General features: G+C 56.2%; 14 protein-coding genes. 4 read left to right on the forward strand and 10 right to left on the reverse strand.

Translation table 11 applies throughout. The features are described 5' to 3' along the window. Positions 1-198 precede the first annotated feature (198 nt). Positions 199-819, forward strand: coding sequence for a tyrosine-type recombinase/integrase (locus tag AC3IX1_RS11775; protein ID WP_489388305.1), 621 nt, complete (start codon positions 199-201; stop codon positions 817-819). A gap of 153 nt (positions 820-972) precedes the next feature. Here AC3IX1_RS11775 and AC3IX1_RS11780 read toward each other — a convergent pair whose 3' ends face one another. The 5 genes from AC3IX1_RS11780 to AC3IX1_RS11800 all read right to left on the reverse strand — a co-directional run bounded on the left by AC3IX1_RS11780 (position 973) and on the right by AC3IX1_RS11800 (position 6,398). Then, positions 973-1,773: a carboxymuconolactone decarboxylase family protein gene (locus tag AC3IX1_RS11780; protein ID WP_489388306.1), complete on the reverse strand. Its 801-nt coding sequence runs from the start codon at positions 1,771-1,773 to the stop codon at positions 973-975. 109 nt (positions 1,774-1,882) lie between these two features. Continuing rightward, complete coding sequence (locus AC3IX1_RS11785; RefSeq protein ID WP_489388307.1) at positions 1,883-2,272, reverse strand: helix-turn-helix transcriptional regulator; 390 nt, start codon at positions 2,270-2,272, stop codon at positions 1,883-1,885. Positions 2,273-2,545: 273 nt separating this feature from the next. Next, entirely contained in the window at positions 2,546-3,511 is a 966-nt protein-coding gene (locus AC3IX1_RS11790; protein WP_489388308.1) for a hypothetical protein, read from the reverse strand. Positions 3,512-3,744: 233 nt separating this feature from the next. Further along, complete coding sequence (locus tag AC3IX1_RS11795) at positions 3,745-4,917, reverse strand: DUF2252 domain-containing protein (RefSeq protein ID WP_489388724.1); 1,173 nt, start codon at positions 4,915-4,917, stop codon at positions 3,745-3,747. Positions 4,918-5,183: 266 nt separating this feature from the next. Then, positions 5,184-6,398 carry a patatin-like phospholipase family protein gene (locus AC3IX1_RS11800; protein ID WP_489388309.1) on the reverse strand — a complete coding sequence of 405 codons (1,215 nt, stop codon included), beginning with the start codon at positions 6,396-6,398 and terminating at the stop codon, positions 5,184-5,186. A gap of 345 nt (positions 6,399-6,743) precedes the next feature. Between AC3IX1_RS11800 and AC3IX1_RS11805 the strand changes: the two genes are divergently transcribed. After that, positions 6,744-8,291 carry an MltF family protein gene (locus AC3IX1_RS11805; protein ID WP_489388310.1) on the forward strand — a complete coding sequence of 516 codons (1,548 nt, stop codon included), beginning with the start codon at positions 6,744-6,746 and terminating at the stop codon, positions 8,289-8,291. A gap of 281 nt (positions 8,292-8,572) precedes the next feature. Here AC3IX1_RS11805 and AC3IX1_RS11810 read toward each other — a convergent pair whose 3' ends face one another. From AC3IX1_RS11810 to AC3IX1_RS11820, 3 genes are all read right to left on the reverse strand, one after another. Continuing rightward, the gene (locus AC3IX1_RS11810; RefSeq protein WP_489388311.1) at positions 8,573-9,049 is read right to left on the reverse strand and encodes a GNAT family N-acetyltransferase; all 477 of its coding nucleotides are present in this window, start codon (positions 9,047-9,049) and stop codon (positions 8,573-8,575) included. Positions 9,050-9,152: 103 nt separating this feature from the next. Then, a complete protein-coding gene (locus AC3IX1_RS11815) occupies positions 9,153-9,737 on the reverse strand; it encodes an MltR family transcriptional regulator (protein WP_489388312.1) in 585 nt (194 codons plus the stop codon). Positions 9,738-10,052: 315 nt separating this feature from the next. Next, positions 10,053-10,373, reverse strand: coding sequence for an isochorismate lyase (locus AC3IX1_RS11820; RefSeq protein ID WP_489388313.1), 321 nt, complete (start codon positions 10,371-10,373; stop codon positions 10,053-10,055). Between the two features lie 147 nt (positions 10,374-10,520). On the opposite strand from AC3IX1_RS11820, the gene arsN2 reads away from it, so the two are divergent. Beyond that, positions 10,521-10,970: an arsenic resistance N-acetyltransferase ArsN2 gene (gene arsN2 / locus AC3IX1_RS11825; protein WP_489388314.1), complete on the forward strand. Its 450-nt coding sequence runs from the start codon at positions 10,521-10,523 to the stop codon at positions 10,968-10,970. 99 nt (positions 10,971-11,069) lie between these two features. On the opposite strand, the gene mhpT is transcribed toward arsN2, so the two are convergent. Beyond that, positions 11,070-12,287, reverse strand: coding sequence for a 3-(3-hydroxy-phenyl)propionate transporter MhpT (gene mhpT / locus AC3IX1_RS11830; RefSeq protein WP_489388315.1), 1,218 nt, complete (start codon positions 12,285-12,287; stop codon positions 11,070-11,072). A gap of 345 nt (positions 12,288-12,632) precedes the next feature. Here mhpT and AC3IX1_RS11835 point away from each other — a divergent pair, with 345 nt between their 5' ends. Then, positions 12,633-13,940 carry an OprD family porin gene (locus AC3IX1_RS11835; RefSeq protein WP_489388725.1) on the forward strand — a complete coding sequence of 436 codons (1,308 nt, stop codon included), beginning with the start codon at positions 12,633-12,635 and terminating at the stop codon, positions 13,938-13,940. Positions 13,941-14,000: 60 nt separating this feature from the next. On the opposite strand, the gene AC3IX1_RS11840 is transcribed toward AC3IX1_RS11835, so the two are convergent. Then, entirely contained in the window at positions 14,001-14,489 is a 489-nt protein-coding gene (locus AC3IX1_RS11840) for a MarR family winged helix-turn-helix transcriptional regulator (protein ID WP_489388316.1), read from the reverse strand. Between the last annotated feature and the right edge of the window lie 100 nt (positions 14,490-14,589).

Below are 14,589 nucleotides of genomic sequence, written 5' to 3' on the forward strand. Positions count from 1 at the left end.
TATGCCTTGTTAACTACCAAGATTAACAGTGCTGATTGGGCTTACAAGGAAGAGCGACTCCAAGTTAAGTAGATACGTGGGGTATCCCTCCACCTACCGGTATCTGCTGGTTCCGAAGGGCCGCAATGGGTCGGATAGCGACCACCAGCCATTGTGACTGATCCACCCTTGTCCTCCCCTCAACGTGGAGGACGAGCCATGAACACTATTGCTAGATACAGCCATCAGCCTTGGAACAAGGGAAAGCTTGTCGGGCAGAAATCCCCGCTCCGAGTCAGAGATATCTGGGCCATTCGAGTAAGACTTCAGCTTGCTGAGAAGACGCGTGATTTGGCGCTCTTCAACTTGGCCATCGATAGCAAGCTGCGTGCCTGTGACTTAACCAAGTTGCGAGTCCGAGACATCGCCCATGGGGAGCATGTGTCGTCACGGGCCATCGTGATGCAGCAGAAAACTCAGCACCCAGTGCAATTTGAAATCACTGAGCAAACCCGAACGGTTCTGGAGGCTTGGATGCATCGGGCGCGTCTCCGCAGCGAGGACTTCTTGTTCCCGAGCCGGTTGCACGCCTCAGACCATCTTTCCACCAGGCAATACGCTCGAATAGTCAAAGCGTGGGTGACAGCCATTGGCCTTGATCCAACCATGTACGGTACCCACACGCTACGGAGAACCAAGGCATCGTTGATCTATCGCAGGACGAAGAACCTGAGAGCTGTCCAACTCCTGCTTGGTCATACGAAGCTTGAAAGCACTGTCAGATACCTGGGAATCGAGGTCGATGATGCCCTGGAAATGGCAGAACAAACGGAGGTCTGATCATCCATAGTGACGGTCGATGCTAGACCGTCGCTATCCGACCCATTGCTGTCTGTCGCGGTCTAGAGATGTGGGCGCTCTTGGCACGCGCTGAACGCCGAAAGCGGTCACCCTTCGAGCGATTATCTGGGGGAGATATGCCAACCTGCCAGACTATTTTTTCTTCTCGAATGCAGCAATTTCCTCGGCCAGGATCGGTATCGCCATGTTGATGCTCTCCTGGCCGAAGGACGTGGCAATCTTGAGTGTCTCCATGATCTCTTCCATGGTCGCACCCAGGGCCAAGGCCCCCTTGATATGGCGCCGCGTGCCGGGTGCGTACATGTGCGTAACCGACGCGTCCAATGCGATGCTGAGCAGTTCGACGAACTTCGGTTGGAGAGTCTTTCCGTCGTAAATGCCCCCGACGGCCGCAAAGAACTGATCGGTCCACAGAGGGTCAAGGTTGAAGAATGGATCCCAGGCCGTATTCCAGAGTCCCTTCTCCTTCATCATATCGGCCGAAGGGGTCGCAACATTCTTGACAGTAGGCGTCTTCCCGGCCGCCTTGCCCTCCTCGAGCAGAATCGGCGCGCCGAGACTGCACGCATGGATCGCCATGAACGCCGCTCCCTCGATCACCAGCTGGATCTCGTTTCGGGTGGCGCCCGCTTGAAGTGCAGCCCTGATGTGACGGCGCGTGGGCTCCGGTTGCAGGTTTGTGCAGGCGGCGTTCAGGCCGACGCAGATCAGCTCGATGGTCTTGATGTCGAGAATGCCGTTTGTCCACGGATTCGTGTTCACCTTCAGGTATGCCTCGGCTTTGGCAGGGTCCCAGTTCCGCACCGTGTCGATGGCCTTGGTCTGCGAGGATTCCCTCGCCGCCTCGGCCGGAGCCGAGACAACCATGGCGCTGGCCACGGCAAGGCCGCCGAGACCGAGGGCGCTGCTCTCAAGAAATTCGCGTCGGTCCATCAAAGTCCTCATTGGGCTGTATTGCAATGTCCGCACCAGAAACCCTCTCTGGAGCTTAGGCGATCGCTTGGATTGTTCTACCTTTAAAGTGCGCTAAAAAGTACTGACTTCAGAAGCCTCTTGGGGTGATCGGGGAGGGCTGGGTTCTCCAGGACGATGGACTGCAGTCGAAGAGTCGGCTGAACCAGCGGGAGAAGGCGCTCAGTTCGGAAAAACCGAGAACGCCGGCAATTTCGCTCAAGGGATGGTGGGGATTTGCCAGGTAACGTGCCGCCAGTTCCCTGCGTACTTGATCCAGCAGCGAAGAAAACGTCTCACCCTCGCGCGTCAACTGCCGGTGCAGTGTCCGTCTGTCGCGGCCAAGGTGGGCTGCCACGTGTTCTACCGAGCAAAGCCCGGTCGGCAGCAGCGTCCAGATCAACTGGTGCACCTGCTCCAGCAGGGCTGTCCTGGAATCTTCGTGAATACTTTTCAGATACTGTTGAACGTAATGGGCCATTTCTGGATCGGCACTGGGCAGGCGCGATCGAGATCACTGGTGCGGCAGACAATGCCGTCCAGCAAACAGTTGAACTGTACCGCCGTCTGGGCCGGTTCCATGTGCTTGACCGAGCCACACGCCATTTGCGTAAAACCGGAGACCTACTCCTTGTGATGCCTTGAGCCTGATTCTCTGAAGAGGCGCGGTTTTCCGCGGCTTATGAACCTTGATCAACGTTGAATCCACAGCCAGAAGCCGTCATTCAGATGTATCCATGGAACCAGGAGCGATTCAGTTCGCGGGCACGGTGATCACAGGCGCCTGCGGCGCCACACCTGTTTCGGCAAGAGAGAACAGCACGAGAATGAACAGGAACTCGGATTTGGATTTCATATCACGGTCGTCGATCCAGAACCAATAGTCACGATAGCGAACAGCGGCATACACATCGGCGGGACGTTCCGCGCTCGAATGGATGCGCACCAACGGGGCGTCCCATGAACTTGCAGGGTCGGGCGCGGCGGGCGTCGGGTTTGCACGTCCTTCCTGCACGTGTAAAGGCGGGGCCTCGATCGTCGCTGCGAGTTCCAGGAATATTTCCGACATGGAACGCGTGAGCAAGGCGATCTCGGTATCGCTCCTTTGCGCCATACCGAAGGTCAGCTTCAGTTCACTTGTGTCAGGACGCAGGTGAAGGATCTCTCGCACAGCATGGCGATCGTTCTCGACCTCTTCCGAGACGTCCCGCGTGACTATAACCAGCACGCTTTCATCGTTCATGCGTTGATTTATTCGCATGCCTAGCGATTCCGAACGCTGTATCCGTCTTAATGCCTCAAGCAACTGATAGAAACGCGGATCCGCAGCACGAGCACGTGCAGGCGATGTGGATCGGTTGTAGACCCCGTTAATGGCGCGGGTGGTCAATTGCAGCACGCGGTCGACGGGATAGCCTGCCTGAACAAGGGAGAACACGGCCGCCGGAGATAGCGGTTGCAGCAGGTAGCGAGAGAATCGCTCCCCGGAGAGCGGCGTGTAGCTGATAGTCGGACGATCCGTATAACGTCCGGATGCACCTATGGACTGGCTATTTCCGTCGATAGGCAATCCCGAGAACCAACTTGCTCCGAGGTTGACCTGACTCTCCATTGCGCTGGAGCTGATCACCGAAGAGACTTCCAGGTACACCGGAGCGTCGCCGTAGCGCAACTTGACGATATTGAGAAGCGTCTGTTCTTTCCAGGTAGTGGCAATCACTGTGCCGTAGTCTGTTCGATCGCGTTGAACCGAGGCTGGCCCCAGCGTCCCGCACCCGGCAATGTGGCAGGCGGTAGCGATTAGAGCGACCAAGGGGATACGGATTTGCAGGCACCTGACCTTCGACGCTGAAGGCTCGTGATCCATGATTTTGCCTCATGACGCATGTTTTTTTGGCAGTCGGTCATGCCGTTTGGTGCACGGGACAAAGGCAACCACATGGATCGGTTGCATTAATCCTCCTCTCTCAGCGCTTTGATACGCCCTGATCTCTCTGCCGCAACCAGCGCTGCATGGTCCTTTGCATTTTGATCGGCATAGGTCAGGGCAAATTTGCCGATGGCCTGGTCGAAGGAGTCAGATTTGCCCAGATAGCCGCTAATCAGCGCAGCATCCCCGGATTTGGCGTGGGCACGGGCCAAGGTGAGACCGCACAACTCGGCGTACATCTTCATTTGTGCGCTCGACGCCCCCTCAATAGGCGCGGACATTTTCATGTCCCGCAACTGACGTACGAAGAATTGTCGGCCTCTTTCACCTTGGGTCCAGCCCAAAAAAATATCACTGGAGGACTGCATAAGCCGTTGCCCTGTGACAACGCGTTGACCTTGATTTTCGTAGACGCTCTTGCCCGCGTAGGGTGCCAGTACTGAGGGACAGGCTTCCTTGAATTGCAGGAGCAGAGGGTGGTTTTCCGCGGAAAAAAACAGACCGACAAAACATTGCGTGCCGACGCTGCCGATCCCGACTGCTTTGACGGCAAAGTCTTCGAGACGGTAACGATCGAAAAGCACGCGTCGTTCATCAGGCAGAGATAATCGATAGACTTGCAGAGCCAGCTGAACTCTATGCTCAAACTCCTTTTCATAAACGTGAAAAAGCACAGGTGGCTGATCGATCAAGCGCCGTCGGCCCGCAACTTCACTGCTGATCGTGGGATACAGGTATTCGCCGACACGTAGTTTGGCCTTTGCCAGCAATTGCTCCCGATTTTTTTTGACTTTGGCATTGGGAGCCATGGCGATGATCGTTTCGGCATCCATGCGGTCATACCATATCTCCAGTGGACTCAGCTTCGACAGGCTGCGCAGGCGTTTGCGGTAAGCACGAACACATTCGACGGCGATAACCCGGGCCTCTTTGTCGCTGTGTCGGTTATCACGTGCAGCCACGACAAAACTGATGGCCAGACGTTTGACATCCCATTCCCAAGGTGCGGGGAGCGTTTCGTCGAAATCATTGATGTCAAAAATCAGATTGCGCTCAGGTGTCGCAAACAGTCCGAAGTTCAATAGGTGGCAATCCCCGCAGGCCTGCACCCGAATGCCTGTGTTCGGGGCAGTGGCCAGGTCATGAGCCATCAATCCCGAAGAGCCGCGCAAAAAGGTGAATGGACTGCGCAACATGCGCCCGTAGCGGACAGGCACCAGATTAGGCAGCCGATACCGGTTGGACTCTTCAAGGAGGTCGATAGGGTCGCGGTGTTTGCTTGGAGGTTTCCATACCGAGTGAACCGAATGTGGCACGTTCTCACGTAATTGCTCACCTGCATTCAGGCGTTCTTTGCGCGAATGAAAGACTGGCGCGTCCTCCGTGACTTTCGCTGTTTTTGTCGTACCTTTGGCTTTTTTGCTAGGAGACATTTCCACTCCTTTGCTCAACGAAATCGAACTTATTTTCCCGTTGTTGTACCCGGAGGAGCGAATCCGGGCGGCACTTTGAGCCATGGGAAGCCCTTCAACGCCATGTCATAACCGGTGGCATAGAGCTTGCGCATGTACTCGTTGTCGAACTCTTCCTTGTGGGGGAAGTTGAAGCTCGCCGGTATGAACCCGAGATTGAAGTCCACTCCGTCACGTTGGGTGGTGGCATAGATCCGGTAGAGGTCGCCGATGCCCTGGCTGTGGATCAACGAGGCGATCGAGCGCCCAGCGATGCTCATGGTGCTGCGCTCGACCTGCGCCCAGTCCGGATCAAGTCGCGCGTTGCGTATCACGTAGAGTTTACGCTCGCGGGTGACTCCTGCTTTTGCCGCCTCCTCGTTGATACGGATCCCGGCTGGATAAGCGAATACCTGCGCCATGATGCCGCCGTCCACGTGCATTTCCTGATAGGGTTTACCGTCGACTTCCACATCGATCATCATCGGCGGAAATCCTCCCGGAATCGAGGCGGATGCGATCATGATTTTCACGAAAAGGTCCAATGCCTCAGGACCACCATAGGTCGCGATTTTTCCCATGTCCCAGATAATGGGGCGACGCGCATCGAGGTCTGCGGTGGCGACCAACAGAAAGCGGCCCTTCGCGTACTCGGCGGCGACCTCCTTGAGCATGTCCTCGGTCACCGATTGGCGCGTCAGCTTCAACAGCGGCGCATTGTCCGACATTGCGTCGCTCAAAACGCCTGAGATAAAGCTGCGCGGTGCAATGACGTCTTTGGGCGATAAGGTGGTATAGACCCGCTTCAGCGTTGCGTCGTACTTCGGCCCGAGAAAGGCGAAAGGCGCAATCAGCGCGCCCGTGCTGATGCCGGTAACGAGTTTGAATTCAGGGCGCTTTCCTGTAACCGTCCAGCCATTCAACAATCCCGCGGTGAACGCGCCATTGTCACCACCACCCGAAATTGCCAGAAATGTCGCTGGCGGTATGGGCCCCTTGTACCCCTGCTTCACGAGGTAAGCCTGTTCCCGCTGCAGCGCTTCAAGCGCGACTCGGGTCAGCTCTGTCATGTCGCCGCCACCGACATAACGCACCCCGGTCATTCCCGGAATCTGCGCTCTCGCCGTCAACTCGGACGGCACTGCGGGTAGGCGAGGCGGCGTCATGGTGCAGCCTTGTATCAGTACAAGCAGCGCGACAATCAGACTGGTGATTTTCATAGTCATCTATCACTCGAAAAGTATTCGATCCGATTGCCCATGGTGTCGATCCATCATCCGAAGCATCCGTCTGATGGGTCGATTCAACGACCGTGTACAGGTGTCGACTGCTTCGAAGCGACTGGTTTCTTGACGTCGAGTAGTCACTCCCTATGCGTCCTGACCGCTTGCAATAGTTGGAACGATAGCATCGCTGAACCGATCCGCTATTGCGCGACCTCCAGATCGAGCATCCGGCACCCAGACCTGGAACTGCTGTCATCACTGAACTAGGCTTTGCTGTGTTCTTCTGGATGCATGGTCTTGGCCATCTTGGCAAATTAGACGAAAGCAACGTGTGGAGCTCTGACCATGTCGGGAGCGAGCGATCTGGTAACACACCGTACTCCTACACGCTCAGCGCTGATCATCCACGCCATTGCGGCGCTCGCGTTCGCTCTTTTCACCGGCCCGATCCATGCCGCAGCCGAGGCAAAGACTTCCCCCGAGGCACCGCCGCGTGAGCAACTCACTATCTCGACCGAGGGCGCGCCGTGGACCGGCGATCTCGACGGGATGATCGATCGACAGGTCATTCGAGTCCTGACGGTTTACAGCAAGACTTTTTATTTTGTCGATAGGGGGGTCCAGCGCGGTGCAACTTACGACTTTTTTCGCGTATTCGAGGAGGATCTGAACAAGCAATTAGCCAAGGATAAAAAGCTCAAGCACAAGGCTCTGAAAGTGCGAGTGGTGTTTATTCCCGTCGCTCGGGATGAGTTACTGCCGGCGCTGGCTGCCGGCAAAGGCGATATTGCGGCGTCTAACCTGACCGTGACGGAGGAACGCAAGCACCTGGTTGATTTTACTTCACCTATCTATCGCAACGTCAGCGAGGTGGTGGTCTCCGGTCCCAACTCGCCCGCGGTCTCCAGCGTGGATGAGTTGGCGGGACAGCTGGTCTTCGTTCGAAAATCCTCCAGTTATTACGAGAGCCTGATGGCCCTCAACCAGCGTTTCGCCGGCGAGAACAAACCGGCGGTCATCCTCAAGGAAGCACCGGAGGCCCTGGAGGACGAGGATCTGATCGAGATGCTGAATGCCGGCATGATTCCTCTCATCGTTGTGGACAAGCACAAAGCGGACTTCTGGAAGAAGGTCTTCCCGGCTATCACGGTGCATGACGACGTCGCGTTGCGCACCGACGGCGAGATTGCTTGGGCGATTCGCAAGGGCAGTCCGCAGTTGCAGGCCGCTGCCGACGATTTCATTGCCGGTCACGGTCAAGGGACTACCTTAGGGAACATGCTTCTGACGCGTTATTTTAAGAACGAAAAATATGTGAAGGCCTCTGTCTCCGAGTCCGAGCGCAAGAAATTTGTCGCATTGGTTCAGTACTTCCAGCAGTACGGGGACAAGTACGATGTGGACTGGTTATTGATGGCAGCCCAGGGATACCAGGAATCTCAACTGAATCAGGCAGCCAGGAGCAAGGTGGGCGCCATTGGAGTTATGCAGGTCATGCCCGCCACCGGCAAGGAACTCGGTGTCGGTAACATTGCGCAAGTCGAGCCAAACATTAATGCCGGGATCAAGTACATGCGCTGGATGATCGACCAGTATTATGGCAAGGAGCCCATGACCAACCTGGACAAGGCCTTGTTCGCCTTCGCTTCCTACAATGCAGGGGCGGGCAGAATTTCCAAACTTCGCAAAGAAGCCGCCACCCGGGGGCTGGATCCGAACGTCTGGTTCCACAACGTTGAGTACGTTACCGCCGAGAAGATCGGTGCGGAGACGGTTACCTACGTCAGTAATATCTACAAGTACTACATTGCCTACCAATTGATCACGCAAGCCCAGGCGGCGAAAGACGAGGCGGCGCAGAAGCTGGAAGACCAGAGCAAAGAGGCACCTTGACTGATCAATAGGGTTCAAAAAAATCGCACGATAAGGGCATCGAGCTGGATACCTGAAACACCCACGTTTCTGTGGACCGCATTGAGCGGCAACAAGGCGCAGAGACAGATCGTCTGTGATTGCTTGGTCGGAATCGACAGGCAGCTTTTGGCCGTTTTCTGCCCGTCGTCAATACGGTGTGTGCTGGTCAATTCGAATGCAATCCCTAGCCGCTAACGTTCAGGTTAATTGGTTGCGGAGCGCAGTCCCGAGTGAGCGAAGCGAACGGTTTGAGCCAATTGTTATGTTTTTGCGTAGAGGACAAGAGAATAGTCTCCGTTTCCGCTTTTGTAAGGCTGCCCGAGCTTCGAAAAACCAAACTGGCTAAACAAGTAATGCATGGGGACATTATCTTCACGTGTAGTGGCAAAGCATGCCTTACCAACTAGTGATTCTTTAATTGCTTCCATTAAAACACGCCCGTAACCTTTGCCTCTCGCCGAACTCGATACGTACAACCAGCCTAGCTCATACTGATACTTGCTTTGTTCTGGAGCGTTAGACTTCTCAAAGACATCAGCTTTATACCCAGCATTAGGGTTTTTAATTGCTCCAACAGCAACACACTCGCCGTCGTTGATGAAGAGGAGTTTTTCTGCGCGCTGAATTCGCTGTCGCAGACCGACCAGCGAAACCTCTCCACCATCGGAGACTAACCTCTCAAATGTCTTAAGCTCAGTGCTGCTACAGTCTTTGGGGGCTTTGGCTATTTTTTCCATGCTCAGATGTCATAATGTTTGGTTAAGGGGCGGGCATTAGCCCGTCCCAGTGAGCGCAGCGAACGGTTTGAACCAGTTGTTATGGTTCAAATGCATGGGGCGATTACTTGACTGCACCTTTAACCATGACCATTACTGGAACCCCCTCAGGTGGTTGCTCTTCTTCGATAGAGCGCCAACGAGATGCATCTGCGGTTACCCATGCTTTTGGTTCTCTACGTTCTTTTTGAACCCACGCAGCTCTGTAATATAAGCGAAGAACAATACAGATAACGGAGTTCATGAATCTGAATCGAGGATCATTAACAGGATAGTTTGAGCCTTGTGGAAGATCAGATTTGAAGCTTGTGCAGTACCCTTTAATTTTCTCAGTTTGAAAAGACAAACCATGCTTTGCGTGTGCGAATTCATTTCGAATTTTTCTAATTAGACCAATTTCCTGGTATTCAAATTCGTCAATGAGACCCAGAGCATAGCAAGCCTCTATTTTTGAGGAGAACGTACCTAGTGGGGCGTTGCCTTCAGTCAGTAACTTGTTGGATGACTTCCCCTCAATGAAAAATGCTTGAAGAGTTTCGAGAAGTTTTTCATCAATTAGCGCTGCGCCGACCAGTGGAAGCCCGCGATCGGTTTCTCTCTTTAGTTCTTCAACGAACCTGGCTAGATCTTCTGCGTGATCAAGTCTCATGGGCGGAACCTTGAACCATAACTACTATTAAGCGAGATGCCATGTCGCGTTTCTTGTCGCGATAGCGTGTCATATAACGTTCCTTGTCGCCCTGTAAGTCCTTGTCTAGTGTAGAGGTGGGTCGCAGCATACGCGACATTGCTCAGGGAGAAACACGACATGGATGACGGTAAACCGTGCTGCCTTCTAGAGTCGAATGCAGCTTCCGTGACACTACTCATTTGCCATCACCGTGTCCATCGTCCACTTTTGGCCGATTTCTGCCCATCACAAAGGGCAGAAATCGACCCATGGCGAACAGTCCGGACACTAGAGTCAGGTGTCGGATTGATGAACCGCCCAGTGTTTCATTTCTTCTGCAATGAAGTGGTTCACCAGATCACTGTACATTTTCTCGATTGCATCCGGGCTCAGGCCCTCAGCCTCGGCCCACTCGCGTCGTGTCGCCAACATGGCCTTGAAACGTTCCGGAGCACGCACTGATGTCACTGAGGTCTTGTACTTCGAGGCAGCCAGTACGTAGTGAAAGCGCTTTCCCAACAGCTTGATGACAGCCTGATCAAGGGCATCGATTTCACGTCGGATATCCTCCATGCCTGCACACTCTTCGGGCTGCAACTGATTGATGACGTCCATGTAGGTGACTCCGTTTGTTGAAAAGTTCGTGGGCCTTCGGAAGAAGTATCGGCGCGCGGTCTTTCGTGAGGGCGGCTATTAAGCTGCCTGGCCACTTCATTGAGCCTGCTAGCATTGGATGTCAGTGAGCCAGAAGCAAGGGGGGGCATGGAAACAAGAAAAGTAGCGCTGAATGAACTGGATCATCTGCGCAAGTCATTAAGCCCGGCAGGGCTGCCCTTCAGTGATGTCAGCGAACCGGATCGACAGTTTTACCGGTTCGAAGTGGATGGGCAATGGGTGGCTTATGGAGGGCTCGAGGGTGCGGGTTGCGATCTGTTGCTGCGCTCGATAGTCGTTTGTGAGGCGCATCGTGGAGAGGGGCTGGGTAAAGCGGTGTTGTCTGAACTGGAACGCTTTGCGGTCTCTCAAGGCGCAGTCCGATTGCACCTGTTGACCCAAGGCGCTGTTGGTTTTTTCGCTGCCAATGGATACGAACTGCTTGGCAGGGACGAGGCACCTGCGGCGATCACCCAGACCGTTCAATTCAAGCATTTGTGCTCCGCATCGGCGAGCTATCTGCGCAAGACGCTTAACGGTCCCCCTTGTACTGATTAGTCATTGATGTGCATCGATTTGAGGTTGATTCGGTGGTCATAAAAAAATGCCCGGCAAATTGCCGGGCATTTTCATTCCTCAAACCCAGGGTGGCGGAGCTCAGTTTGCAGCTTGCGGTTGAGACTCGGTGCTCGCTCCATTGCGGGCGATCACGGTCAGGATCGACAGCGAGGCGATCACCAGCCCTGGTGACGTTGCCAGCAGCACGCCAGTGGTGCCGGCACCGGCGGCGAGGATCTGGCCGGCGGCCAGGGGGCCTGCCACCGACCCGAGCCGGCCGATGGCCACGGCCGCGCCGACACCGGTGGCGCGCACCGATGTCGGGTAGGAAGGAGGCGCGAGTGCATACAGCACAAGCTGTGCGGCCATGACGAACAACCCGACGGCAAACCCGGCGATGGCCATCGGCACGATACCCACTGACAGGCCGACCCCTGCCAGCGCCGCCAACACCCCGGCGTACACGAACAGGACCACTTTCAGGCCGTTGCAGCGGTCCAGCATCACCCCGCCGAGCAGCGAACCAATGGCGCCGCCGATGTTGAACAGCATCTGCACCATGCCTGCCTGGGGCTTGGTGAAACCCTGTTCCAGCAACAGCGAGGGCAGCCAGTTGAGCAGCATGTACATCACGGTCAGGGTGAAGAAATAGCTCAACCACAAGGCCAGCGTGCAGCGTGCGCGTCCTTCGCCGAACAGCGCCTGGGCGGTGGACGACCGTGGGTTGCCGGTCGTGACATGTTGCTGGCGGAACGCCGTGGATTCGGGCAGCAGCAGGGCCATCAGCGGCACCACGAGCAAAGGCGTCAGACCGCCGATGATGAAGGTGGTTTGCCAGTGTTCACTGGAAAGCATCGCCACCACCGCCGCCAGCGCGCCGCCCAGGGGCACGCCGCAGTACATGACGCTGATGGCGGTGCCGCGATGGCGTTCGCTCACGGCCTCGGCACACAGGGCAATCAGGTTGGGCAGGGCGGCACCCAGGCCCAGGCCGGTCATGAAGCGCACCAGCAGCAGGCTGGAGTAGCTCTCGACATAGGCGGTGCAGAGCGAGAAGACACCGAACAGCAGCACGGCGCCGACGAGGATTTTCTTGCGGCCGATACGATCGGCCACCCAGCCGCCAAAAAACGCACCTGGCAGCAGGCCGATGATCCCGGCGCTGAACACCCAGCCCATCATCTTCGGGTCCAGGGCAAAGCTCTGGCGCAAACCCGCGGCAGCGGTGCCGGCAGCCTGCAGATCGAACCCCTCGATCAGCGCAACGATAAAACACAAAGCGATTGTCAGCGTCGAGCGACGCGATGGACTGTCCATGGGTGAACCTCATTGTTGTTTTTGTTATGCAGTCGAGCCCTCCGCGCGTTGGGTGCGCCGTCAGTGACCGCTGGCGATTAAGATAACAAAAATAACTAAAAAAGAATGCCGTCCTGAAAATTGTAAAAAACCACAAATAAAGTGATTAAAAACAGATTGTTATGAATGCATTCAGAAGGATATGTTAAAATAGATAATAATATTAATGTTCGATTATCGGTCATATGCGATTGACGGCGACCCTTGGCTGTTTCCATTCTCTGGTCGTGAAACCGGCAGTCCCGTGCGGATCCGGCACCCACGAACAACAATAAAAAGTGGACATCGAACATGCCAAAACGCCCCATGAACACCGGTTCCGTAGCGTCACTTCCCTGCGTCTGCAGTGTCCATCCAGGGTGGGTCGTGGCACTGCTAGGCGTCAGCGTTCTGCCCTCTCAGCTGCGGGCCGAGGGGTTTATCGAGGACAGTCACGCAAACTTGACCCTGCGCAATTACTACATGGACCGTGACTACAAGGATGGCGGGGCCAAGTCTGCTGCACGGGAGTGGGCCCAGGGTTTCATCCTGGGCATGGAGTCGGGGTTTACCGAAGGCGTTGTGGGTTTCGGTCTGGACGTTCGCGGGTTGCTGGGGGTCAAGCTCGACTCTGCGCCGCATCGCAGCGGCACCGAGTTGTTGCCGGTGTCGGCCAGCGACAAGCGCGCGGCGGATGAATATTCACGGCTCGCCCCGACGGCCAAACTAAGATTTGCCCAGTCCACGGTGAAGAGCGGCGATGTCTCGATTTTCCTGCCGTTCGCTTTCGCCAGCCCATCGCGACTGTTGCCACAGACCTTTCGCGGTACGACCCTCAGTTCCAAAGATATCGATGGCCTGACCCTCAACACCGGCTACATCGACCGCATCAACAAGCGCGATTCCACGGACTATCAGGCCATGAGCATCGCCACGCCAAACCGGCGATTCAACGGCGCCGCCACCACCTCGCATCTGGCGTACGTGGGGGGCGATTATCAGGTCAACAAAGAACTCAGTCTGCGCGCCTACCATGCCGAGGTGGCCGAGCTGTACCAACAGGACACCCTGGCGCTGCTGCACAACCTGCCGCTTGGCGACGGTGTGTTCACCAGTGACTTGCGCAGTTTTTTCAGCCGTGAGGATGGCAGTGCCAAGGCGGGTAAGGTGGACAACCGCAACCTCTCGGCATTGTTCGGCTACCGCTTCGGCGGGCACCGGGTGAGCTTCGGCTACATGCATTCGAGCGGCGACACCGCGACGCCCTACATCTCCGGCACGGAGTTGATGGGCATGAGCGAACAGACCATGGCTTCGGATTTTCTCAACGCCAAGGAGCGCACCTGGCAAGCGATCTATGACTACGACTTCGTCGCGTCCGGGGTGCCCGGTTTGAAGGGAAGGTTGCGTTACGTGCGCGGCGACAATATCGAGTTGGCCGCCTACAACGCCGAGGACCGCAAGGAGCGCGAATTCCAGATGGAACTGGGCTATGTGATTCAGAGCGGCCCGCTGAAAAACGTCGGTCTGTTGGCGCGCAAGTCGATCTACCGCAATGACTTCCCGAGCGGTACGGCGTTTCGTGATGAAAACCAGACCCGGTTCCAGGTGCTCTACACCTTGCCGATCTGGTAACGCCAAGTTGCTCGATGTTCCTTGCCGGCCACCCCTCGGGGGTGTGCCGGCGTTTCGCGTTCAGTCCTGATAAACCTTCTTCAGCAGGCGCAGCAGTTCTTCGCGCTCCCCGCCAGTCAGCGATGAAGTGGAGTCGGAATCGCTTTGCGCGGCGATCTGCTTGAGCTCCTTGAGCAAGGTTTCGCCGGTCTTGCTCAGGAAGATTCCGTAGGAGCGTTTGTCCGGCTTGCAGCGCACCCGCACTGCCAGCGCGCGGCTTTCCAGTTTATTGAGCAGCGGCACCACCTGCGGCGGCTCGATGGCCAGGGCCCGGGCCAGGTCAGCCTGCATCAGCCCCGGATTCTGGTCGATGATCGCCAGGGCCGAGAACTGCGCGGGGCGCAGGTCGTGGGCTGACAGGCGACCGATCAGGTTCTGGAACAGTTTGAGTTGGGCGCGCCGCATCGCGTAGCCGATCAGGTCATCCAGTGCCGAATCCAGCGGTGCCTGCAGCTCGGCGGTGGCGGACGGGGACTCGCTCTGGTCGGCGAGGGGAGAAGGCTTGGCCATTGCGGGTGAATCCTGAAGAGGTGGAGGTTAACAAGCCTATCTAGTTTGCCGGGGTTGGCCGCTGATAGCTATGGCCGTCGTTCATGGCGATGGGTTCGGA

It is taken from the genome of Pseudomonas sp. KH_046_2, from assembly GCF_057838985.1.

Coding starts and splice junctions, on each gene's coding strand:
- AC3IX1_RS11775 (WP_489388305.1), top strand. CDS start 199: ATGAACACTATTGCTAGATACAGCCATCAGCCTTGGAACAAGGGAAAG.
- AC3IX1_RS11780 (WP_489388306.1), bottom strand. CDS start 1,773: ATGGACCGACGCGAATTTCTTGAGAGCAGCGCCCTCGGTCTCGGCGGC.
- AC3IX1_RS11785 (WP_489388307.1), bottom strand. CDS start 2,272: ATGGCCCATTACGTTCAACAGTATCTGAAAAGTATTCACGAAGATTCC.
- AC3IX1_RS11795 (WP_489388724.1), bottom strand. CDS start 4,917: ATGTTGCGCAGTCCATTCACCTTTTTGCGCGGCTCTTCGGGATTGATG.
- AC3IX1_RS11800 (WP_489388309.1), bottom strand. CDS start 6,398: ATGACTATGAAAATCACCAGTCTGATTGTCGCGCTGCTTGTACTGATA.
- AC3IX1_RS11805 (WP_489388310.1), top strand. CDS start 6,744: ATGTCGGGAGCGAGCGATCTGGTAACACACCGTACTCCTACACGCTCA.
- AC3IX1_RS11810 (WP_489388311.1), bottom strand. CDS start 9,049: ATGGAAAAAATAGCCAAAGCCCCCAAAGACTGTAGCAGCACTGAGCTT.
- AC3IX1_RS11815 (WP_489388312.1), bottom strand. CDS start 9,737: ATGAGACTTGATCACGCAGAAGATCTAGCCAGGTTCGTTGAAGAACTA.
- AC3IX1_RS11820 (WP_489388313.1), bottom strand. CDS start 10,373: ATGGACGTCATCAATCAGTTGCAGCCCGAAGAGTGTGCAGGCATGGAG.
- arsN2 (WP_489388314.1), top strand. CDS start 10,521: ATGGAAACAAGAAAAGTAGCGCTGAATGAACTGGATCATCTGCGCAAG.
- mhpT (WP_489388315.1), bottom strand. CDS start 12,287: ATGGACAGTCCATCGCGTCGCTCGACGCTGACAATCGCTTTGTGTTTT.
- AC3IX1_RS11835 (WP_489388725.1), top strand. CDS start 12,633: ATGAACACCGGTTCCGTAGCGTCACTTCCCTGCGTCTGCAGTGTCCAT.
- AC3IX1_RS11840 (WP_489388316.1), bottom strand. CDS start 14,489: ATGGCCAAGCCTTCTCCCCTCGCCGACCAGAGCGAGTCCCCGTCCGCC.